18 protein-coding genes and 1 riboswitch are annotated in these 23,420 nt (G+C 39.5%); of the genes, 14 read left to right on the top strand and 4 right to left on the bottom strand.

Translation table 11 applies throughout. From position 1 onward, the window contains the following. Nucleotides 1-171 precede the first annotated feature (171 nt). A complete protein-coding gene (locus tag J7E66_RS02500; RefSeq protein WP_214997882.1) occupies nt 172-918 on the bottom strand; it encodes a GntR family transcriptional regulator in 747 nt (248 codons plus the stop codon). A 451-nt stretch (nt 919-1,369) separates the two neighbouring features. Between J7E66_RS02500 and J7E66_RS02495 the strand changes: the two genes are divergently transcribed. The 11 genes from J7E66_RS02495 (at nt 1,370) to J7E66_RS02445 (ending at nt 12,696) form a co-directional block, all read left to right on the top strand. Beyond that, entirely contained in the window at nt 1,370-2,350 is a 981-nt protein-coding gene (locus tag J7E66_RS02495; RefSeq protein ID WP_214997881.1) for a LacI family DNA-binding transcriptional regulator, read from the top strand. A gap of 27 nt (nt 2,351-2,377) precedes the next feature. After that, nucleotides 2,378-3,268, top strand: coding sequence for a ribokinase (gene rbsK, locus J7E66_RS02490; protein WP_214997911.1), 891 nt, complete (start codon nt 2,378-2,380; stop codon nt 3,266-3,268). Next, nucleotides 3,265-3,660, top strand: a complete 396-nt coding sequence (gene rbsD / locus J7E66_RS02485; protein WP_214997880.1) for a D-ribose pyranase — start codon at nt 3,265-3,267, stop codon at nt 3,658-3,660. Before rbsK ends, rbsD begins: the two co-directional genes overlap by 4 nt. Nucleotide 3,661: 1 nt before the next feature. After that, nucleotides 3,662-5,164, top strand: coding sequence for a sugar ABC transporter ATP-binding protein (locus J7E66_RS02480; RefSeq protein WP_214997879.1), 1,503 nt, complete (start codon nt 3,662-3,664; stop codon nt 5,162-5,164). Beyond that, a complete protein-coding gene (locus tag J7E66_RS02475; protein WP_214997878.1) occupies nt 5,161-6,099 on the top strand; it encodes an ABC transporter permease in 939 nt (312 codons plus the stop codon). Before J7E66_RS02480 ends, J7E66_RS02475 begins: the two co-directional genes overlap by 4 nt. A gap of 24 nt (nt 6,100-6,123) precedes the next feature. After that, on the top strand, nt 6,124-7,062 hold the full coding sequence (rbsB, locus tag J7E66_RS02470; RefSeq protein WP_214997877.1) for a ribose ABC transporter substrate-binding protein RbsB: 939 nt from the start codon (nt 6,124-6,126) through the stop codon (nt 7,060-7,062). A gap of 326 nt (nt 7,063-7,388) precedes the next feature. Beyond that, nucleotides 7,389-8,609, top strand: a complete 1,221-nt coding sequence (locus J7E66_RS02465) for a benzoate/H(+) symporter BenE family transporter (protein ID WP_214997876.1) — start codon at nt 7,389-7,391, stop codon at nt 8,607-8,609. A 310-nt stretch (nt 8,610-8,919) separates the two neighbouring features. Further along, a riboswitch (TPP riboswitch) is annotated at nt 8,920-9,023 on the top strand. Between the two features lie 110 nt (nt 9,024-9,133). Beyond that, entirely contained in the window at nt 9,134-9,820 is a 687-nt protein-coding gene (gene tenA, locus J7E66_RS02460) for a thiaminase II (protein WP_214997875.1), read from the top strand. Further along, nucleotides 9,817-10,413: an ECF transporter S component gene (locus tag J7E66_RS02455; RefSeq protein ID WP_214997874.1), complete on the top strand. Its 597-nt coding sequence runs from the start codon at nt 9,817-9,819 to the stop codon at nt 10,411-10,413. The genes tenA and J7E66_RS02455 overlap by 4 nt, the downstream gene beginning before the upstream one ends. Then, nucleotides 10,391-11,962 (top strand): ABC transporter ATP-binding protein, encoded by a 1,572-nt coding sequence (locus tag J7E66_RS02450; RefSeq protein ID WP_214997873.1) that lies wholly within the window; start codon nt 10,391-10,393, stop codon nt 11,960-11,962. The genes J7E66_RS02455 and J7E66_RS02450 overlap by 23 nt, the downstream gene beginning before the upstream one ends. Beyond that, nucleotides 11,959-12,696, top strand: coding sequence for an energy-coupling factor transporter transmembrane component T family protein (locus J7E66_RS02445; RefSeq protein WP_214997872.1), 738 nt, complete (start codon nt 11,959-11,961; stop codon nt 12,694-12,696). The genes J7E66_RS02450 and J7E66_RS02445 overlap by 4 nt, the downstream gene beginning before the upstream one ends. 87 nt (nt 12,697-12,783) lie before the next feature. Here the strand turns inward: J7E66_RS02445 and J7E66_RS02440 are convergent, their stop codons facing one another. Further along, nucleotides 12,784-13,173 carry a VOC family protein gene (locus tag J7E66_RS02440; RefSeq protein WP_214997871.1) on the bottom strand — a complete coding sequence of 130 codons (390 nt, stop codon included), beginning with the start codon at nt 13,171-13,173 and terminating at the stop codon, nt 12,784-12,786. Between the two features lie 464 nt (nt 13,174-13,637). Here J7E66_RS02440 and J7E66_RS02435 point away from each other — a divergent pair, with 464 nt between their 5' ends. From J7E66_RS02435 to J7E66_RS02425, 3 genes are all read left to right on the top strand, one after another. Beyond that, nucleotides 13,638-15,728: an Ig-like domain-containing protein gene (locus J7E66_RS02435; RefSeq protein WP_214997870.1), complete on the top strand. Its 2,091-nt coding sequence runs from the start codon at nt 13,638-13,640 to the stop codon at nt 15,726-15,728. A gap of 170 nt (nt 15,729-15,898) precedes the next feature. Continuing rightward, the gene (locus tag J7E66_RS02430; protein WP_214997869.1) at nt 15,899-17,230 is read left to right on the top strand and encodes an Ig-like domain-containing protein; all 1,332 of its coding nucleotides are present in this window, start codon (nt 15,899-15,901) and stop codon (nt 17,228-17,230) included. A 90-nt stretch (nt 17,231-17,320) separates the two neighbouring features. Next, on the top strand, nt 17,321-19,666 hold the full coding sequence (locus tag J7E66_RS02425; protein ID WP_214997868.1) for an Ig-like domain-containing protein: 2,346 nt from the start codon (nt 17,321-17,323) through the stop codon (nt 19,664-19,666). 194 nt (nt 19,667-19,860) lie between these two features. On the opposite strand, the gene J7E66_RS02420 is transcribed toward J7E66_RS02425, so the two are convergent. After that, a complete protein-coding gene (locus J7E66_RS02420; RefSeq protein WP_214997867.1) occupies nt 19,861-21,702 on the bottom strand; it encodes a bifunctional diguanylate cyclase/phosphohydrolase in 1,842 nt (613 codons plus the stop codon). 170 nt (nt 21,703-21,872) lie between these two features. Further along, a complete protein-coding gene (locus J7E66_RS02415) occupies nt 21,873-22,469 on the bottom strand; it encodes a DUF5317 domain-containing protein (RefSeq protein WP_214997866.1) in 597 nt (198 codons plus the stop codon). Nucleotides 22,470-23,420: the final 951 nt, after the last annotated feature.

Here is a 23,420-nt window from a genome sequence, read left to right as displayed (position 1 = left end):
TAAAGAATTTGGGGGTAGGCGGATAAAGTTTTTTTAATTTTAAATGGCAATTGAGGAGGATTTTGTGTAAATGTAAAAACCTCATTTAGATATATGTTGTAAAAAAAGCTGAAATATACTAAGCCATTGAATTGGCTATATATATTTCAGCTTAAATTAATTAAGAAATTATTATATTTTTTTTCTGATTTTTTTAAGTTTATCAGACTTTTTCGAAAGCATCTGTTGGGACATATATAAGTCTTCAACTTTCTCTTGAACATCATCAAAGTTTTCATGTAACGACTTAATCATGAGCTCTCGATCTTTTGCTTTGATCGCATCAATATACAGTTGATGATTATTGATGATCCTTGTAAAGTCTTCATACTTTTCTTTAAAACGACTGCGCATGGATAGAACAATCAAGCTTTCCATCACAGGCTTTAAATTTTCCCAGATCATCAGGATGTAGGAATGATTGATCGACCGAATAATTGTTTCGTGGAATAGGACATCCTGATAGGAAAACTCATCAGCATCTCGGTATTTTATGGCAATTTTCATCATTTCTAGTATTTTATTAAGTTCCATTACTAATTCATTCGTGTCCATCCTTACTAGCCGTTCAAACACAAACGTTTCAATGAGTAAACGTACATCATAAATTTCTGCATATTCTTTTTCTGTTAAACCTATGACAACCGCACCCATTCTTTCTAATCGGATGATATTTTCAGATGCAAGTATTCTTAACGCTTCTCGAATGGGTGAGCGGCTCACACCAAAATCGGCAGCTAATTTATTTTCAGATAGGATAGCACCGCTTACAATCATGCCCGAAATAATACGCATTCTAAGCTCGGATGTTACACGATCACCAGCTGAAGCTTTTGAAAGCCATTTTTCAGGATAAAGAAATTCCTTTGATTCAGCCATAAATTCACCTTCTCTTAAGGAGTATACTTGTATACAAGCATTATAATAGAACATTTTAATAATGCAAGCGCTTTTTTTTCGGTTACACAGGCACCGCTCGATATTTGTCGAAAGTAATTGGTGTTCAGATTGGCAAGGCAGTAAGGAAGGGGATCTATCGTTCTATTTACTTAATTTACTAAAGGTTAGTAAATATATTACGAAATGTGAAGAATAACGTAACAATTAAATTATTGTAAAATAACTAATAAGAAAAGTATTGACTTCAAATATAATAGCCCCTAAAATAAACTTGTAAATGCAAGCGATTACAAAAAAAGATGGATCGATATTTTTTTGATCAGTATGTAACGGGTTACACAAAGGGAAAACACCTTTTTTTTACAAGAATATGTAACGGGTTACATAAAATAAATGAGAAATTTTTCATTAAGGGAAGTGAGTGAACAGCATGAGCACGATTAAGGATGTAGCAGCTTTAGCAAACGTGTCTGTTGCCACTGTTTCTAGAGTTTTAAATAATAAAGGTTATATCAACGAGGAAACCAGAAAGAAGGTTCTGCTCGCCATTTCGGAATTAAATTATGTGCCAAATGAGGTGGCCAGAAGTCTTTTTAAGAAACAGTCGAAGACGATTGCCCTGATTGTTCCGGATATTAAGAACCCGTTCTTTCCTGAAGTGGCAAGAGCGATTGAAGATGTGATGAGCAGCCAGGAATATACATTGATCCTCTGTAATTCGGATGGGCAAGTGGAAAAGGAAATCATGTATTTGGATGTCATGAAGCAGAAATATGTGGATGGAATTATTATTGTCACGAGTACATTGACGCCTAAGCATATTAAAAATAAAGACATTCCAATCGTGGCGTTAGACAGGCCAATTAGTAGCGATTTGCCCTCTGTTTCCGTTAACAATATGGAAGGGGCAAGGCAAGCGGTTCAGTATTTGAAGAAGATTGGCTGCAAAAAGATTGCTCATATTCGCGGTCCGCACGACATTAGTAATGCGGATGAACGGTATAAAGGCTACTTAGCTGAGGTGGAGCACGAATCATGGTTTTACCCGGATTTAGTGGTGGATGGAAATTATCATGTGGAGCAGACGACAGAGGCAGCCACGAGGTTACTGATTACGAATCCTGATATTGATGGGATCTTTGCAGGGAACGACTATATGGCAGTAGGCGTCTTAAAGGCGGCTAGAAAGCTGGGGATTCGGGTACCAGACGATCTCTCGTTAATCGGTTTTGATGGGATCCAACTGAGCCAATTAACCAGTCCTGAAATCACGACGATGGCTCAGCCGATTTATGAACTAGGCTCTACAGCCGGTGAGCTGTTGCTAAAACTGATTGAAGGAAAGACCGTTCCGAAGCTAGATCATCTGTTTGAAGTTTCATTAATGAAAGGCCAATCTACAAGGGCTTAGGAGTGATAACATTTGAAAAATAGAAAAATGACTGTCATCGGCAGTATCAATATGGATTTAGTGACGAGTACCCATCGAGTACCGATCCTTGGAGAGACGTTGATGGGAGAATCCTTTCATACGATTCCTGGAGGAAAAGGCGCTAATCAGGCCGTAGCCGCTGCAAGATTGGGTGCGGATGTGACGATGATTGGCTGTGTCGGCAAGGATTTATTTGGCCAGGACCTATTGAAGCATTTGAAAGAACAGGGTGTCAATGTGGACAATGTGGAACCGGTTACAGATTCCTCAACAGGAATCGCCGCGATTACCATCTCGAATGGAGAGAATCAGATTATTGTGATTCCAGGTGCGAATTATCATGTAACACCGGCGTTTGTGGCATCGTTTGAGGACGTGATTGCAAAAAGTGATATTTTGTTGCTTCAACTCGAAATACCACTTGAAAGTGTCGAAAAAGCAGTCGAGCTTGCCCACAAGCATCAGGTAAAGGTGATTTTGAATCCTGCACCGATTCAGCCGCTTCCGAAGGAATTGCTAGAAAAGGTCGATTATCTTACTCCGAATGAATATGAACAACAATTACTCTTTGATTCGGTCGAATGGACGGAGCAAGAACGGCAAGCAATGTTAAAGAAATGTATTATTACCAGAGGTTCAAAGGGGATTACTTTTTTTCAAGAGGAAAAAGTGGAGATTCCTAGTTTTAAAGTAGATGTTGTGGATACGACGGGTGCAGGGGATTCTTTTAATGGAGGATTCGCGTATTCGATCAGTCAAGGGGCGTCTTTGGCGGAGGCCTGCCAGTTTGCGACAGCGGTTGCGGCCCTTTCGGTTACCAAGCTTGGTGCCCAAGGCGGCATGCCGACGATGGAAGAGGTTCGGACGTTTTTACGGGAAGGGAAGGAAGAATTATGAAGAAATACGGCATATTAAATAGTCACATTTCCGAAGTCCTTTCAAGGCTTGGTCATACGGATACGATCGTGATTGCGGATTGCGGACTGCCAATCCCGGAAGAAACAATCCGAATTGACCTTGCTCTTAGCCTAGGGACCCCATCGTTTATAGAAACACTGGAAGTGATATTAGCGGATATGGCGGTGGAAAAAGTAACCCTTGCTCATGAAATCAAAGATCAGAATCCAGAAGTAGAGGCGCAGGTTACGAATCTAGTAAATGGTGTTCCAATTGCCTATCTTACCCATGAAGAACTAAAGGCGTTAACGAAGAATGCGAAAGCGGTAATTCGCACCGGTGAAGCAACTCCCTATGCCAATATCATTTTACACGCAGGAGTGATTTTCTAATATGAGCCTCACACCTATCATCGAAATGAAGGGTATCAGCAAATCGTTTTCTGGAAACAGGGTGTTGGATCAAGTCGATTTTCAGCTTTTACGAGGTGAAATCCATGCCCTGATGGGGGAAAATGGCGCAGGGAAATCGACATTGATTAAGATATTAACCGGTATTTACGAACGGGATGCTGGGAAAGTTTTTATCAAAGGAAAAGAAGTTCATTTTAAAAATCCGAAGGAAGCAGAGCAAATGGGAATTGCTGTGATTCATCAGGAGTTAAATATTATCCCTTATCTCACGGTCTATGAAAATATGTTTCTCGGCAAAGAGCTGACGGTCGGCAGGTTTGGGATTACCAAAGATAAAGAAATGAAGCGGAAGACGAAAGAATATCTGAACCGCTTAGGAATTGAAATTGATCCGAATACGGAAGCAGGAAATTTATCCGTTGGTCAACAGCAAATGATTGAAATAGCCCGTGCGGTTGCTGCCAATACCGAAGTCCTGATTATGGATGAGCCAACAGCAGCGCTGACAGATCGGGAAATTGAGGCCCTTTTTAAAGTGATTTCCTCCTTAAAGGAACAAGGTGTCGGGATCGTCTATATCTCTCATCGGATGGAAGAGATTTTTCAAATCTGTGACCAGATTTCAGTCCTTCGGGACGGGCAATTCATTGATAGCAAAGAAGTGGCAAAGACCAACTTTGATGAAATTGTCAAATTAATGGTTGGAAGACAGCTGGGTGAGCGTTTTCCGGAACGAGATACAGTCGTTGGCCAGGAACGATTCAAGGTCGAAAATTTAACAAGCAAAGGTTCCTTCGAAAATATTAGTTTTTCCGTCCATCAAGGTGAAATTGTTGGTGTAGCGGGTCTGATGGGTGCTGGCCGCAGTGAAATCATGCAAGCAATCTTCGGTTATCGCTCCGTTGATGGCGGTAAGATGTTCATTGATGGCAAGGAAGTGTCGATCAAGTCTCCGTATGAGGCGATTAAAGCTGGAATTGCGTTTGTAACGGAGGATCGAAAAAGCCAAGGTTTAATTCTCGAACTGTCCGTTCGCGAGAATTTTTCGATCACGACGCTCGATAAAATTTCTACTAAAAGTGTGATTTCCACGAAAACAGAAATGAACCTGGTCGATGAAATGATTGAAAAGCTCCATGTCAAAACATCGGGACGTGAAATCAGTGTCAAATCCTTAAGTGGTGGGAATCAACAGAAAATTGTCATTGGAAAATGGTTGGGAATTAATCCGAAAATCTTAATTCTTGATGAGCCAACGCGCGGGGTCGATGTGGGGGCGAAGAAAGAAATCTATCAATTAATGAACGATTTAACGAAACAAGGGGTTTCCATCATTATGGTTTCGTCGGAGCTTCCTGAGATTTTAGGGATGAGTGACCGCGTTCTCGTCATTCATGAAGGGAAATTAGCCGCCGAGCTTAACAAGTCCGAAGCAACCCAAGAAAATATTATGCAATCCGCCACTGGAGGGAGTAACGAATGAAGTCCTCGAAGTTCCAAATCTTACAAAAGCTAGGTCCGCTAATTGGGCTAATTGTGATTACAATCATTCTATCCATCGTCAGCTCTAGCTTTTTAACCTTAGATAATATCTTTAATGTTTTGCGCCAAGTATCGATTAATGCGTTAATTGCCTTCGGAATGACCTTCGTCATCTTAACCGGTGGGATTGATTTATCGGTCGGGTCGATTTTAGCCTTATCATCAGCAATAACCGCTGGGATGTTAGCGAATGGAATGGATCCTACGCTAGCGATGTTAATTGGTTTAGGCGCAGGTGCGGTGATGGGGGCCATTAATGGTCTATTTATCACCAAAGGAAAAGTGGCACCGTTTATCGCGACGCTGGCAACGATGACAATTTTCCGCGGGCTTACCTTGGTTTACACCGATGGTAAACCGATTACTGGTCTTTCAACGAGTTCCTTTTTTGAAATCATGGGAAGAGGCTATTTTGGCTGGATTCCCGTTCCCGTCATTTGGATGCTCGCTTGTTATCTGATTCTTTATTTTATCCTGAAAAAAACCACGTTTGGCCGCAGAGTATACGCAATTGGCGGCAATGAAGAGGCATCGATTTTATCAGGAATCAAGGTTACAAATGTGAAGGTTTGGATTTACTCGATTACAGGGACGCTTTCTGCACTTGCAGGGATTATCCTTGCCTCCCGATTGGACTCTGCCCAGCCTACTGCCGGTGCTTCTTATGAACTTGATGCGATTGCATCCGTTGTTTTAGGCGGGACAAGTCTTTCAGGCGGTAAAGGGTGGATTTTTGGAACATTGGTTGGGGCACTCATTATTGGAGTTTTAAATAATGGTTTGAATTTAATGAATGTAAGTTCCTTCTACCAGCAGGTAGTTAAAGGAGGTGTCATCCTACTAGCCGTCTTGCTTGATCGTAAAAAAACTGCCTAATAAAATTATGGGGGAATAATAAAAATGAAAAAACTATTTAAAGGGTTTCTATTTTTAACAGTACTTATGGTCGTTTTAGCTGGTTGTTCCACAAAAGCACCTTCCTCTTCTTCAGTCAAGGATTCTGCGAAAGAGAAAAAAGACGATCAATTAAAAATCGGTCTTTCGATCTCAACGTTAAATAATCCTTTCTTTGTTTCGTTAAAAGAGGGTGCTGAGAAAGAAGCAAAATCAGAAGGTACTGAGATTATTACGGTGGATGCGCAAAACGATTCAGCGAAGCAAGTAAGTGATATCGAAGATTTAATTCAAAAAGGTGTAAATGTTTTAATCGTGAATCCAGCTGATTCTGATGCGATTAAAGCTGCGATCGAATCTGCAAATAATGCAAATATTCCAGTGATCACGGTTGACCGTAGTGCAAATGGCGGCACGGTTGTATCTCATATCGCTTCTGATAATGTGGCCGGTGGTCAAATGGCTGGTGACTTTATTCTTGAAAAGTTAGGCAAAAAAGGTAAAGTGGTAGAATTAGAAGGAATCCCAGGTTCTTCTGCAGCACGTGAACGCGGCGAAGGATTCCACAAAGCCATTGATGCAGTGGCTGATATCCAAGTGGTTGCCAAGCAAGCAGCAGATTTTGACCGTGCTAAAGGATTAACAGTAATGGAAAATATTCTTCAAGGCAACAAAGATATTCAAGCCGTTTTTGCTCACAATGATGAAATGGCGTTAGGAGCTCTTCAAGCACTTGATGCAGCTGGAATGAAAGATGTCATTGTTGTTGGTTTTGATGCAACGGATGACGCCGTTAAAGCAGTCCATGACGGAAAAATGGCAGCAACTGTAGCGCAAAAGCCAGCTGAAATTGGCCAAAAAGGTGTACAAACAGCAATGAAAGTATTTAAGAAAGAATCTGTAGATAAGTTTGTTCCAGTATCGTTAGAATTGATTAAGAAGTAATTTTTTTCGGAGATTGATAGAGATTGGTGGGGAGAAGTGTGTTAGCACACTTCTCCTTTTTTAGTTTAGTTGAAGGGTATGATGCCCGTGGAGTTTAAAGGCTAAAAGAAAAAGGTGCAGTCCCGAGAACCGGCGAGAATGCACCTTTTCCCTTTTTTAAGCTATTTTTTCCTCTAGTTTATTCCCCATCCCTTTTGTTATGATAAGGGCTGCCAGTGAGTTTTTAATAGGTTGTCGAAGATTGCCTTTGTCCTATACATTTTGTAGAAGGTTGTCTAAACTAACAATAAAAGTCGTTTATTTGAAGAAGGGTATGAGGAGAAAAAATGGGGCAGGTAAATAGATTAATTAGTGAGCAACCAATTGAACCATTAAGTGAAAATAAAAGGAAATCAATTTTTCAAGATCTAACGACTCAAAACGTATCTTCTGGATTGATTTCTAGTACTTTAGTTATGACAGGTCCAGCGTTAATCATTCTGCAGGCAGCAGAGGCAGGGCATTTCTCTAATCAGCAAACCATCAATTGGATGTTTGCCGTCTATTTCTTTGGAGGGTTGTTAGGGATTGTTATGCCTCTGTTATTTAGAATTCCCATTACCGGAGCTCACTCGATTTCGGGGGTTGCTTTTTTAACGACAGTGACAGCACATTTTACTTATCCCCAGCTAATTGGCGGGTATGTGATATCGGGGCTGTTGATTTTGCTGATTGGGTTGTCAGGACTTTTTACTAAAATTATTAAATGGGTTCCGAAAGAAGTCATTGCAGCCATGCTGGCAGGTCTGGTCACCAATTATGTTGTTCAGCTTGTCCAAGACGTTAAGGCATTACCAATAGTTGGTGGGGCAGCCTTGCTTAGTTTTTTTATCAGTACGAAGGTCTCAAAACGTATCCCGGCTGTTATGGTCGCAGTGGTTGTCGCTTTTATTACTTTGTTTTTAACCCAAGATCTACATAGCTCATCTAAGGAGATTGCTTTTTTCCTACCATCGATACAAATGCCGGAATTTACCTGGATGGGGATGGTTACATTAGGTCTGCCTCTGGCCATGTTAATCTTAAGTAATGATGTGGCACCTGGAATCGGCGCACTAGAAAGCTCGGATTTTGAACCTCCCATTCGAAAAATTGTTTCTTTTAGTGGAGTGTTTTCGATTATTGCCAGTTTTTTCGGGGGGCAAAGTGCGAATATTGCTGGCATGATGACCGCCATCTGCTCTAGTTCGGATGCAGGGGTAAAATCAAAGCGGTATATGGCAGCGGTGGTATCAGGGGTTTTGACATTATTGTTTGGAGTATTCGCTTGGAAAATTGTTCCCTTTATCCAATCATTACCCCACGCGTTTGTATCGATGCTAGCAGGGTTTGCGTTAATCGGCGTCCTTCTATCTAGTTTACAGCTGGGTTTCTCCGAAAATAAATATCGTTTAAGTGCCCTATTTGCGTTCCTCATCGCATTATCCAATGTATCATTTTTCCATATAAGTGCACCTGTATGGGGGCTGGTTGTTGGAGCCATTATTGCGAAGACGGTGGAAGCGTAAAAAATTTCACGTCCCAGAATTTGTCGTAGATTGATAGGTTGTTAGAGGGGAGTAGTTTATCAGCGGATTTTTGGGAGATATCAGCGAACTGGGCCATTTTATCAGCGGAAATCGAACATTTATCAGCGTTTCTAGCATTTTATCAGCGAATCTATATAATTCCGGACACTTACGACATTTTCTGGTTATTAATTGGAAATTACTTTGAGTTTCCAAACATCTATAATCCATTTGGTCTATTTTTATATTTAAGATATTAATTGATTGACAACATTAACCAGTGAGTGTAGAATGAAGGTTAAATTAATAGGAAGACCACTAGGGGAGCCATTTTATGGCTGAGACAGGAGTTATCTTGGACCCTTTGAACCTGATCTAGTTCATACTAGCGTAGGAAAGTGGAGTTCGTGTATGGATAGATATAATTATTCAGCCGCTCCATTTTTGGGGCGGTTTTTTCGTGTTTGAAAATTCAGTCGCCTTTTCTAGAGTCTTTCCATTAAAACCAATAAGGGGGCAAAATTATGAGTTTTACAGCAGAATTAAGAAAAGAAGCAGATCCTATTTTCGAGGCGATTTTTGAACATCCGTTTGTGCAAGGAATCGCCAATGGGGATTTACAAAAGGAACAATTGATTCATTATGTTAAACAGGACTTTGAATATTTGAATTCGTTTATGCGCATCTATGGAATAGCGGTTTCCAAGTGTGAGAATCGTGAAGAAATGGATATGTTTAATACGCAGATTTCTTTTATCTTAAACAGTGAAATCCATCCTCATAATAACTTTTGTCAAGTAGCTGGTGTTCCCTACGAGGAATTACATGGATATCCGTTATCTCCCTCGGCTCTTCATTACACGCGTCATATGCTAACCGTTGCTCACGAAGGTACATTAGGGGAAATTTTAGCTGTGTTGTTGCCATGTCCGTGGACGTATTGGGAAATTGGGAAAAGATTATTAACTGAGGTTAATCCTGATCGCTCTCATCCTTTTTATGATTGGATCAGTTTTTATGGAAATCGTACCGATTCGATTACCACGAAATTTTGTGCCCGTCTTGATGAGTGGGCAATAACAGCAACAGAGAGAGAGAAGGAAAAAATGAAGGATCATTTCTTAATCAGTTGTCAGTTGGAATATATGTTTTGGGATATGGCTTATAAACTCGAAGAATGGCCTGTGAAAATGGAGGTAGTGAAACGATGACTTGGAAGATGAAAGAAGTCGTTCTTGCTGTGATTCTAGCGGTCGCTTGTGGAGTAATCTATTTAGGATGGTCGACGCTGTGGATTCCTATTTCCGCTCTTGTCGGGCCGGTGGGTGCAGGTTTTATGTTTGGAATTTGGGTGATTGCTAGTCCAATCGTCGCGTATATTATCCGCAAACCGGGAGCAGCGCTTATTGCTGAGATTGCAGCGGCCGCAGTAGAGTTATTAACCGGAAGTCATTTTGGTTTGTCGGCCCTTTTAGTAGGTGTTTTTCAAGGGATTGGTGCAGAAATCGCATTCGCAATATTCGGATATAAACGCTACAATCTATTTAATTTAATGCTATCTGGAGCTTTTGCAGCGCTAGGCAGCATGATTTATAACTTAATCGCCAACGGTTTTGGATATTACACGAAGGAAGTATTTTTTACAACATTAGGAATTCATGTCGTCAGCGGAATGATTCTCGGTGGATTGTTAGCGAAGATCATTGTAGACGCACTCGCAAAAACAGGTGTGTTAGAACAATATGAACTGATGAAGGAAAAAAGGAAAAGGGAAAACGTCGATGGACATGTTTCTGGGATGTAAGGATCTTTCGATTCGATTTTATAATCGCTCTGAAAAAATACTCAGTCATATTACTTTATCCATCAATCAAGGCGAAAAAGTATTAATATTAGGGCCTAGTGGGAGCGGGAAATCGACGTTGATTTCCGCTCTTTCAGGTATTATCCCTGAGCATTTGGAGGCAGAGGTAAGTGGTGAAGTATTCTGCAGGAAAGATGCAGGTGTTATGTTTCAAGATCCTGATTCGCAATTTTGCATGCTTCATGTCGATGAAGAAATTGCGTTTAGTCTCGAAAATCGATCGATTCCGCGACATGAGATGGACCCCATCATTGCTGAGTTGATGGATAAAGTAGGGCTAATGGTCGATAAGAAAACACCCATTGAAACCCTTTCAGGTGGGATGAAACAACGATTGGCGTTAGCTTGTTTACTAGCATTAGAACCAGAAGTCATCTTCTTTGATGAACCAACAGCCCAGCTAGACCCTGCCGGCCGGAATGAGATATTTGTTTTATTGAATCAATTAGCCCAAAAGACAAACCATACGATGGTATTTGTCGAACATGTCCTAGACGGATGCATCGAATGGATGGATCGAGTCATTATCCTAAATGAGAATGGAAGTATTATCGGGGATGGTCAGCCGAAAGAAATGCTCCTGAATTTTAAAAATGAAATGAAAGAAGCGGGCATTTGGCGCCCTAAGTTGTTTCCAGAAAAGTGGGAGGAAGTGGTTCGAAATAACGCGCATCCTCTTTCTATTAAACTTGCTAATCTGAAAAAAACCAAACCGCTCAAGGATGGCGAGATTTTACTACGCACCGAACATGTTGAAATTGGCTATGGGAAGAAGACCATCGTGAGCGATATTGATATAAAAATTCATAAAGGGGAATGGATTTCCATCGTCGGAGAAAATGGAAGTGGGAAAAGTACCTTTTTAAAAAGTCTGATCCGATTGGAGCCGATTAAAAAGGGGGAAATTCTCTTTCAAAATACGGAGCTAAAAAAATGGTCCGAACGAGAATTATATGAAAAAGCTGGCTTTGTTTTTCAAAATCCAGAACTTCAATTCATTACGGATACTGTCTTTGAGGAAGTTGCCTTTGGCGGCCGGCAACGAAATTGGCCCGAAGAGCTGATTCATACCAAGACCAACCAATTGTTAGAGGAGTTTGGATTGGAATCGCATAAAAATGCTCATCCGTTTACCCTAAGTTTAGGACAAAAACGGCGGTTAAGTGTGGCGACGATGTTATTGTTTGATCAAGATTTATTATTGCTTGATGAACCAACATTTGGTCAGGATGAAAAAACAGCGAACGAACTGATTCAACGCTTAAAGGAGCGGCAGGACCAGGGAACAACGATTGTCATGGTCACCCACGATATGGATTTAGTGGATGATTATTCTGATCAGGTTATCCTCTTCAACAAGGGAAGTATAACCTATCAAGGGACCCCCTATGGGTTATTTTCAAATCCGAGTAGTTTCCGTGACAGTGCGTTAATTCCACCCCTCCATTACCAGTTGATGCATGCACGAAAGGAGGGTGTTTTGGTATGAAGGCTAACGATTCATTCCTGGCGACTCTCAATCCTGCTTGTAAACTGCTTTCTCATTTGATCGTTATGTTTCTATTAATGGCGATCTCCAATCCAAAGGTGACTTTTTTGATCTGGTTACTTGCTGTATTGATCGGTATTTTTTTAGGCGGATGGAGAATGACTTACCTTCTGAAAAGGCTTCTGCCTTATTTAGGTTTTTTTATTCTTGTATTTTGGATGATGGCGGCGTTTGGAGAAGGAGAAGAAACGATATGGAAATGGGCCTGGTTCCATATTACGCATGAGAGCATGAATCATGGCTTAACGATCGGTTTGCGGATGTTAGCGTTTGTTACGTATGGATTATTATTCACCTCTACCACAGACATCACCTTGTTCATCATGAGTTTAATTCATCAATGTAAACTTTCACCTAAATGGGCGTATGGGCTATTAGCGGGGTTCCGCTTTATTCCACTATTCCAATCTGAACTAAACCAAATGAAGACGGCTCATAAAGTCAGAGGTTACAAGCAGAAAAATAGCTGGAAAGCTTTTATGAGGTACTCTATACCGCTGTTTACTCAAGGAATTAGGAAATCAGAACGAATGGCAATCGCAATGGAAGCGCGAGGATTTACGGGTACAAGAGACAGAACGTATTATCAAACAACTAAAATAGTATCGAGAGACTTGATCTACTTACTTTCTTTGGTAATTGTTGGAGTGGGGATTATTATTTTTATTGGATGAATGGGGAAGTTGATAGGCTGTTAGAGGGGAGAAGTGTTAGCGCACTTCTCCTTTTTACTTTGGAAGGTTCGTCAGCTGCCGGCATTCCTAAAGGTCTTTTTGATCGACATTTAGTTCAATTAGATTCCCATCAGGGTCCGCACAGAATATTTGCGCAAAACCGCTCATGCCATTGGGTTTCTCTAACAGTTCAACATCCTTACTTTTCAACCAATTCAGCGTCTCTATGTAATCCTTCACTCTTAGTGCAAAATGGCCTTCCCTGCTGCTCAGGCGTTTATCTTGGCGAATCGTTTGTGATGTAGGAAGAACGATTAGATGTAGCTGTTGTCCCTCAACTTCGTACCAGGCACCAGGAAAATCAAAATTAGGACGTTGTATTTCTTTTAAACATAAGATGCTGCTATAAAAATGCTTGGCACGTTCTAAATCAGTAACCGTTAGACTAACATGGTGGAGTTCTTTATATTGGATCACCGCAGTCATCCCCCCTAAATAAATTTATTTTCATCATATCACAAATAGATGATTGATATGGCGTGCTAAAAATTGCAGCTATGACTCACTTTTTAGTTACCAACTTACTACACCTTTATTGGAACTTACGACGAAATTACGGACACTTACTACATAATAATTGAGACTTACGACGAAATTGCGGTCACTTACTACATATTTTTCAAAACTTACGACATTTTCTGGATGATAATTGGAAATTCACAACCACTCACAATAATAGGTATGGGCACGATTCTAGTTCAGCAGCTACCAGTGGTTCCTTTATCTATGAATAGGATAGTAATGGCTATACAATAGAGGTTATTTTTTCCAAGATATCTAGATTTAGGTCAAAGTATCTAGTAGTATAGTAGCGGGGGAGATGTGCTACAACCTTTCTCTTTTATAAATGGTATTTCCTAAATATGAAAGAAGGTTTGTTTATGAACAAGAAGGTATTGATTAAAGTATTTTTCATGATGATGCTGTTACTCTCGGTTTCAGTAGGCAGTTCAGTACTGGCAGCAAGTAATAGCTCATTAAGTAATGGTACATATACGGTAGGAGAAGAAATTTCTGCAGGATTAAAGGAATTTCATATTTCAGAAGGTGCAGCTACTATTCGAATTAGTAGAGGAACGGAAATTTATCTAAATGAATCGCTGGATAGTGATAAGTATTACTACTCTGATCGATTTACTGCGAGTTTGAAAGATGGAGATGAAATCGAGGTTGAAGTAGACTATGGTGCGTCTAACATAGAGGTACAGCCAATCTCTAGCGTGGACTTAAATCATATGTCAATTGGTTTTTACGAAGTGGGTGCTGATATTCCAGCTGGAACATACACTTTAGAAATTAATGATTCAGAAGTCTACAATGATTTTGCTTATGTTAATATTTATGATCCACAATATAATGAAATTGGATATCTTAGTTTATATGCTGATGATGATCCGATTGAATACACAGTTTCATCAGGGGATAAAATCTATATCTCGAGGATGACAGGAACAATGAGCCTGAAGGAAAAAATTCTTGTTCCTCAAAGTATCACGTTAAACAAATCAAGTTTGTCACTCCTTGTAAACCGTACGGCACAGTTAACAGCGACTGTAAAACCATCTACAGCTGTTAATAAAATGGTTAGTTGGACTAGCAGTCATCCAGATATTGCAACAGTGGATATGAGAGGAAATGTAAAAGCGCTTAAAGCAGGAAGTACCAGCATTACGGCTAGCGCAAATGGTGATCCTACTATCAAAAAAAGTATTAATGTGACTGTAACGAAAGTTGTACCCACTAGTTTGAAGTTAAGTCGATCCTCCTTAAATATCACCAATAATCAAATGGTAAAAGTATATGGGACAATAGCCCCGACTGATGCGGAAAATAAGACCATCTTATGGAAAAGTTCAAACACGAAAGTGGCCACAGTGGATGCCGCTGGTAATATTAAAGGAATTGCCAATGGATCTGCGACGATTACGGCGACTGCTAGTGATAATGTTAAAGTTTTTAAGACTGTTGCCGTTAGAGTTTCTACAAAAACAGTGAAAGTAAATAAAACTAGTTTATCCGTAACGGTCGGTAAGACAGCGGTACTTTCAGCCACAGTTTCACCATCGGATAGCACTGATAAGACGGTAAAGTGGAAAACGTCTAATAAAAAAATTGTAACCGTTGATAGTAAAGGGAAAATATACGCTATAGCAAAAGGTACGGCGATAATTACCGCTACGGTTAACGGTGCTAAGATAGTAAAGGTACAAGTTAAGGTTACGCCACCTGTTTTGGCCAAGTCAGTTAAATTAAATAAGACCTTCGTCACGCTCATTAAAGGTAAAACAATAACCTTATCTGCAACTGTAAGCCCAAGTAATGTAACGAATAAAACAGTGAAATGGAAATCTTCTAATACGAAAGTGGCAAAAGTAGATAGTAAAGGGAAAGTAACTGCAGTTGGTGCGGGGACAGCTACCATTACATCGACAACTACAAATGGTAAAAAAACTTCGGCAACGATTAGAGTTCCATATATTAAGAGTTTAAGTGCTGGTACATGGAAGGCGGGTAAAGATTTACCGGCAGGTCGTTATAAGATTACTACAAGTTCGGGTAGTGGCAATTTATTTATTGGTTCGGGCACCAATCATTTTGTAAATGAAATCCTATCGAGTAGTAATGATGGATTTGGTGTAACGGTTGTGACAACGGATATTAAAGCTGGTGATAGTATTCAAATTTTAGGTTTAAATAGTGTGCAGTTTACTCGTGTCTCAAATGTGAAATCAAATATCTTGCATTCTGGTTACTGGACGGTCGGTAAAGATATTAGTGCTGGGAAGTATAGAATCACAACTTCTAGTGGCGCTGGGAATTTAATTATTTACAGAGGAAATAATTTACTTGTAAATGAAATTCTTTCAAGTAAAGCGGATTATTATGAGGTTACTAGTGTGACTGTGACTCTTAAATCCGGAGATCGCATTCAGATTAGTGGTTTAGATCGGGTGGTCTTTTCTAGAAAATAATAGGTATTAGGTGAAGCCAAGTTTTCTTAGTGGAGCTTGGCTTTTTTTTTGCTTATCAATAACCTATCTATCTATCTCACTAATGACAATATAATGAAGGATATTTTTTCCAAAGCACCTAGATTTAGGATGAAGTATCTAGTAATATGGTAGCAGGGAGATGATAAATAATGAAGAGTTTACGGATGTTTTTTTTCCTAATCGTATTAATGATTCTTGCTATACCCAATCATGCGGATGGACAAGAAATGAAAGAGGTTGAAAAAAGTCTGACTAACAAACTAGTTCAAAGTATTACTCCAGGGAACTTGCCAAAAAGGTCCCTATCCATTAAACAATCATACAACCCAGCGGATTATTCATTAAAAGCAAACGGTAATTATGTAGATAGCTTGTGGGATAGTTATGATACAACCCATGATATTTATTTTGAAGCAGTGTCGAATTATTCGGCCTCAACTATGAACGTTCAGATTTTTGATTTTACAGATTATGCATATTTGAAGGACTCTATTGTTACGATTGAGTTTCTAAAAAGTAATGGAGGCACACTAGTGTATTTGAATTCACTTGAATTTGATACGATTGGTTATACAACCATTAGATTAAATTCTCTTGTTCCGAAATCAATCTATCAAGGCCAGCCATATATCTATTTAAGAGTTGGTGTCTCAGAATCTATTGATGATGAATATTACTCAGATGTTACACAGTTTAAAGTGAAAAATCCTTTTTACACCGCTCCTGTGGATAAAACTCCACCGTCAAAGCCAACCGTAACAACAGTTAGTGATTTGACCACAGCTGTGAAAGGGAAGGCTGAAGCTTATTCGACAGTTAGTGTGAACAGAGGAAGCACCACGATTGGAAGAGGGACCGCATTGTCAAATAACACTTACAGCGTAACGATTCCCAAACAAAAAGCAGGTACAAAATTAACGGTTTATGCTAGAGATCGTGCAGGAAATCTGAGCAGTGGAGCAACCGTCACTGTGATTGATAAAACTGCTCCTGGTAAACCACTTGTTTACTCTGTTGGCGACAATCAAAACATTATCAGAGGAAAAGCAGAAGCTGGTTCGAAAGTGGTAATGAAGCAAGGTTCGACTGTCGTAGGCCAAACGACTGCATCTAGTACAGGCTACTTTACTATTAAACTTACATCGATTAGGAAGGCTGGGACGATCTTCGCTACATATGCAACAGACCGTGTGGGTAACCGGAGCCTAGGTACCATTATAACAGTAGTCGATAAAATACCTCCAACTGCACCTACCGTTAATAAGGTAACCTATGCCTCAACGAAGGTGACAGGAAAAGCAGAAAAAAGCGCGATGGTGTATATTTTTAATGGTTCGACTTTGGTTGGAATAGCTTCCAGCAATACTAGTGGAAGCTTTACAGCACCCATTAAAGCACAAAAGAAGGGCTCCACATTAGAAGTGATTTCATTGGATAAGGCTCGTAATCAGAGTAAGTCAACTTTTTCAAAAGTATATTAATATAAGATTTACAATTTTCCATCCCTAGATCAATACAAAAAGATTATTAGTATCCACAAATGAAGTTAACTAATGATTGGAGAGTATTATATGAACAATCTCAAAAGGACCCTTTGTTCGCTTCTATCCATTTTGCTGCTTTGCTTAACTACAATCGCTTACGGTCAAGAACCTGGTGTTGCGGAAAATTTGGCTGTAGAAGGAAATTACGTCATCATTGGTAACGAAGCAACCAATGGTGATGGAACGGCATATACGGGCACATTTAATGTAAAAAAACAAAACTTTTCATTTAACAACGATTTAAAACCAACTGCCTACCAAATGGATGTTAACAAACCTTTTAATAGTGCAAAAAACAGCAGCAAGCTGGTGAAGAAATATTTTTCTGCTCAGTCGGTCCCCGTAGTTGGTGATAGTAAACCGTTCTGGGTGACAGACTTTGTCAACAATTTTGATACGCAAATAACGGCCAAATTATTATATAGCGGGTCCACAGCAAATGTCTGGGTCTATAATAATCAAATTACTAGTTTAGATGCACAAAAGTTAGGAAAAGAGTTTGATAGTAAAATTCAACCACTTATTACGAACAGCTTTGGCGGAGCGTCTGATGTGGATGGAAATGGGAAGGTCAATATCCTATGCTATGATATCGAGGATGGTTTTGATGGTACTGGTGCATATATTGGGGGCTATTTTTGGGCAGGCGACTTATATGCTGACCCTCACTCCAATCAATCCGAAATATTCTATATGGATACCTATCCATCCATGGGTACTGGAACCACGAAGGATGTGACGGAAGCATATAGCACGTTAGCGCATGAATTTCAGCACATGGTGAACTTTAACCGGAATGTGTTAATCGAAGGCAGTACGGAATCTATGGATACTTGGTTGGATGAAGCGATGGCCATGGCCGCTGAGCAAATATATACTGGGCAAGCATTAGATGATCGAATCGATTATTATAATTATTCGGACTCCATAACCAATGGCCATTCTTTATTATATTGGGATGATTACGGGGATGTATTAGCTAATTATTCCCTCTCCTACTTATTCGCTCAATATTTAAAGATTCAAGCGAATCAAGGAGATAGTATTTTTAAAGAACTATTAAATGATCCAAACAATGATTATCGTGCGGTGGAAGATGCTGTACAAAAATATATCAGCCCTACTCTTACCTTTGGGAAATTTATGACTTCTTTCCGAGCTGCCCTTTTATTAAAACAGGGGACTGGGTTATATAGTTTTAAAGGTGAACCAGGCTTTGAAGCAATCACGCCAAAATTATACAACGGTTCAGGAACTCAACTTCATGGCGGTGGGGCTGTCGTTAAGCAACTGGATTCCCAAACAGAATATACAGCACCAGCGGATAAAGGTACTGATGTGACATATACATTTATACCGAAAGATCTAGATGGCGATTACACTCCGCCAGTCATCGGTTCGATTAACCCTGTGAGTGATTTTGATACAACAGTAACTGGAATGACCGAGGCTGATGCTGTGGTTTATGTAATGAAAGGGACTGCGCTGCTTGGCAGTGTAGTGACTGAAAGTACAGGAAATTTCAATGTCACGATTCCTAAACAAAAGGGCGGAACCCTCCTGCAAGTATATGCAGAGGATTTAGCTGGAAATAGGAGCAAAACCATTTCAGTAACGGTAAAGGATACCATCCCTCCTGCAAACCCGATTGTCAATCCGGTAGGAGACAATCAAACAGCTGTTACAGGGAAAGCAGAAGCTGGAACGAAGGCAGTTGTGAAATCTGGTTCAACCATCATCGGTCAAGACTTGGTAAGTTCTTCTGGTTCTTTTTCTGTTAAAATTGCTGTCAAAAAAGCAGGGACCCGATTAACTGTTTTTGTACAAGATGGTGGAGGTAACAAAAGTGGAGAAGTTGCGGTCATTGTTTCAGATAAAACAGTGCCTATTAAGCCTTCGATTTATTCCGTAGGTGATAATCAAACGATTATATTTGGGAGAACGGAGGCGGGTGCAAAAGTAGTTATTAAGGAGGGGAGTTCTGTTTTAGGTCAGAGTTATGTGAATAGTACTGGATCCTTCCTAATAAAAATCCGTACAGCCAAAAAAGCAGGGACCCGATTAACAGTTTACTCTAGTGATAAAGCGGGGAACCAAAGTCAAACCACTGTTACGGTAGTTGATAAAACTGCACCTTCCATCCCGGTTGTCAACAAAGTAACCCATCTATCAAAATCGGTTACAGGAAAAGCTGAAGCAGGATCAACTGTATATATTTATAACGGTGTAACTTTGATTGGTAAAACGCTCACAGATAAGTACGGAAAGTTTAAAGCAGTGATCAAGGTACAGAAAAAGGGGAAATCATTAGAGGTTTCTGTATTAGATAAAGCTGGGAACCAGAGTAAGGTGAAAGTTGTGAAGGTATATTAATATCTTGGTTGGAGCCTGAATATGTTGAATGCCAAGTTTCTTAGGGAACTTGGCTTTTTTCAATATGCTTAGTATTGTTTTGTTAGTTTTATCGGCCACTTCCGATTTTCCTCTATCACTCACCCCAATAAAACCAAAAAAAGCCAGTCATTTAGCCTGGCTCAGGTCATTGTCTTAATTTCGTTGCCCGCCTGTCAGCCATTCACTCCAACAAGCTCCTTTTTTGGATTATCCCCGGAGTGATCAAACTTCTTGATCATCGCTATAAACGGTTCAATGAATTGAGGATCGAATTGTTTTCCAGAGCAGTTGCGCAATTCAGCGATTGCTTCATGGAAGGTTTTTGTTTTTTGATAAGGACGCTCGGTTGTCATTGCGTCAAAGGAATCGATCACGCAGAGAATTCGCGCCAGCTTTGGAATCGATTTTCCTGCTAAGCCATATGGATAGCCGTTCCCATCATAGCGCTCATGATGGAGTTCAACTAGCGGAATCAAGTCTTCTAATTTCTTATTCGTTGAAATGATCTCTTTTCCATAGGTTACGTGCTTCTTCATCAATTCCCATTCATGAGGCTCAAGCTTTCCTTTTTTATTTAAAATCTCCCGCGGGATTTCTATTTTTCCAATGTCATGGACAAGAGCTCCAAGAATCAGCGTTTTGCGTTCATGAACACTTAAGTTAAGCATCCGTGAAAAATCAACCGCATATTGGTAGACCCGTTTACTGTGACGATAGGTATAGACATCTTTTGAGAGGAAGATCTTTAATTGAAACTCCGCTTCCTCCAGTTCTTTTTCAAGTGAAAGCGACCGATGGACGGAATATTCGGAAAGCCCATTATAGATTTGGACAAGATTTTTCCCTTGGTTCTTCGCCGCATACATGGCTTGGTCCGCTCTGTTCAAAAGTTCAGAAATATTGTAGGTCTCTTTTTCACATTCGGCAATCCCAGATGAAAAGGACAAGCAGCCGTAGGGGAGACGTTCCACCCCATTATAGTAGGTGTCATTTACTTTCTTCCGTAATTCATTCATGAAGGAATAAGCGGTTTTACGATCGGTGTTGGGCATGATGATCGAAAATTCTTCGCCGCCATAGCGTGCAACGATAAAATTTGCCGCGTCGGACTCGGTTTTCAAAATACCACCAAATTCCTGGAGCAGATGATCGCCTTGAATATGCCCGTACAAATCATTAAATTTTTTAAAATCATCCATATCAAGGATGACCACACTTAAAGGCTGATCCGTTTCCTTTGCGATCGCTACTTCTTTTTCCAAAATTTCTTTAAAGTAACCGTGGTTATTGAGACCAGTGAGGGTGTCTTTGTTGGCTTTCTCGGAAATCTCTTTATATAAATTAAAATACTGTTTAAATGCTAATGATAATAAAAAGGCAATACAGGTGAAAAGAGACAGACCGAATAATTCGTCGGGTTTCAATAAAATGACTAGGACTAATGAAAGTACAAGTGTGATAATATATGTGGCAGCTGTCTCTTCAATAATTTCCTTAAAAAAGTTCACGATGTTTTCAGATGTTGCCAATATAAAATAGATCCCAACTAATAGTAGATTTAGTGCAAAATAAGTGCAAAAAGAAAGTAAATAGGAAAAAATGTTATCGACACTGATATGTCCAGTGATGCCATTTGTATATATATAAACATAATAGGTACTATTAATCATTAAAGAATAAACAGAGAAGTTAAACACATGTTTCCACCAGGCGACTTTTCGCTGGAATATAGCAAATACTATGGAATGTATGAATAAAACAAGTAATGATGTATTTAATCCAAACAAAAAAAGACTTGCTAGATAAATAGAAGAATCCATGGAAAGGGAATTACCCTTTGGAGGAATCAGTACGGTGTAGTAATTAAGCAATAAGATGGAACCGGAAAAAGCAAAAATAACAATCCAATCCATTTGAGAGTACTGTGGGATTTTAATTGAGAAAGTAAAAAACAAAATGCCTAAGACTGAAATTAAGAAAAGATATATATTTGCAGGTGTCTTTATAATACGCATACTCATCACTCTCATAAATAAATTTAGGAGAAGTAAAAAAAGTTACTTCTCCCTACAATTCTACTCTTATACTAATTTATATCCAGATGTTAAAGCAATAATAATTGAACCGATAATGATTGCATTGAAAAGAATTCCAGTTAATTTAATGCCTTTTTTTTGTTCATTTTTCATCTTTTTTCACCTCCTCTAAAGGAGGCGGGTGTGTATTCACTCTTTTTGGCGACTGGATGATGAACCATGAGATGTTGGATGAAAAAGAAGATACCAATATTCATAACGATATCACCGATACTGATGATTTGTGTTCGTGGATAGGGGTCTGTGATGGGAATAACATCGCCCAAAAATCCAAGATGCGTAGAAGATGTTAGCATCGTATGCTTGGCGTATAGGCTTTCTTTAAGGACTTCGATATATTCAGGATCTAAAACAGCAGCTGCTTCCAATGAAACCGGCATTCTTCCGCCGTTGATCACCATGACTAAAAAATTGAGAAATACACCAATTAGAATGAAAGTAAATCCTTGGTTATTGCGGTTCATAAATAAAAACAGCAAACCGAGTACATATACCACAATGTAAATGTATCCGCTTACCTTTCCCAGGAATTTGTAATCATTTTGAAGCATAAAAACGGCTAGTTCAACAACCAATAGAAGAGGAAAGATCCATCCCCACTTTAGCTTCAACTGTGCCAGTGCTCTTAGATTCCCTTTTCGAAGAAACCCTACTATAAACGAAATAATGATGCCGTCAAATACCATAGTTGTTACCTGCCTATGCCAGAATATATAACTAATAGAAGAAGTTCAAAAATTCCACAAAAAAAAAATATTCCCACAATAATATAATCAAAGATATTCGTCGAATGCAAGGGGATGTTGCTTGGTTTTGTGACGAATTTGTATATATTCTTATGTCTTGACAAGGATACTCTTATTTCATGGGATTGTCCCATGTAATAAACCGACTGGTAGCTTAATAGAATAGCTTTTTTTATGTGGAGTGCTCAGCTATTCATTAGTAATCTCCAGAAAAGAGGTGTTATTAAAGACAGTTCTCGACATACTTTTCAGCCATTTAGAGAAATAAATCCAGGAATGGCAGGTGCTGAACCCACTTTTAATCAAACGTTTATGTAGTAGGGAAAAGGGGGGGAATTAATAGAATGATGTAAGTTCAAGCGAAATCCGCCTGTTTTTGTGGAAATAATGGTTATTTCCTGCGGAATGATCACGCGTAAACCGACAATTTCCCGCCTGCATTAGCAGAGGAAATCCTTATTGGTTAGTACTTTCAGCTGTTTCAACCAAACGTTTGATTAATATAGCATATATGGTATTTAGTCGAATGGCCGTCGTTTAGTGACAATAATGGCTCTGGAGCTATTTATTTCCCATTTTTAGTTCATATTTCAACAATTAATTTACGTATTTGGAGAGACAAACACTTATTTATCAAAGGGTGGAAGCAGTTTTAATCAAACGTTTGATTGAAAGGGAAACTTGGGGGAAATAAGCGAGGTTTGTCATTTAGTCGGATGGATGGGGAGTAAATAATCAACGGGCGGGCGGAAATGGAGAAGAGTTTTGAGGAGAGCGAGAACTAGTACTCAAGAGGCTGTAAACGACCATGAAGGCGAAAAAAGAGAGAAGTTGGTCGTAAAGAGAGGTTCTAAGTGACCGTGAAGGAGGAAAAAAGGAGAGTCCGGTCAC

It is taken from the genome of Bacillus sp. ISL-7 (genome assembly GCF_018613065.1).
Note: the sequence above shows the minus strand (reverse complement) of the source record. Positions and strands in the feature narration are given on the sequence as shown.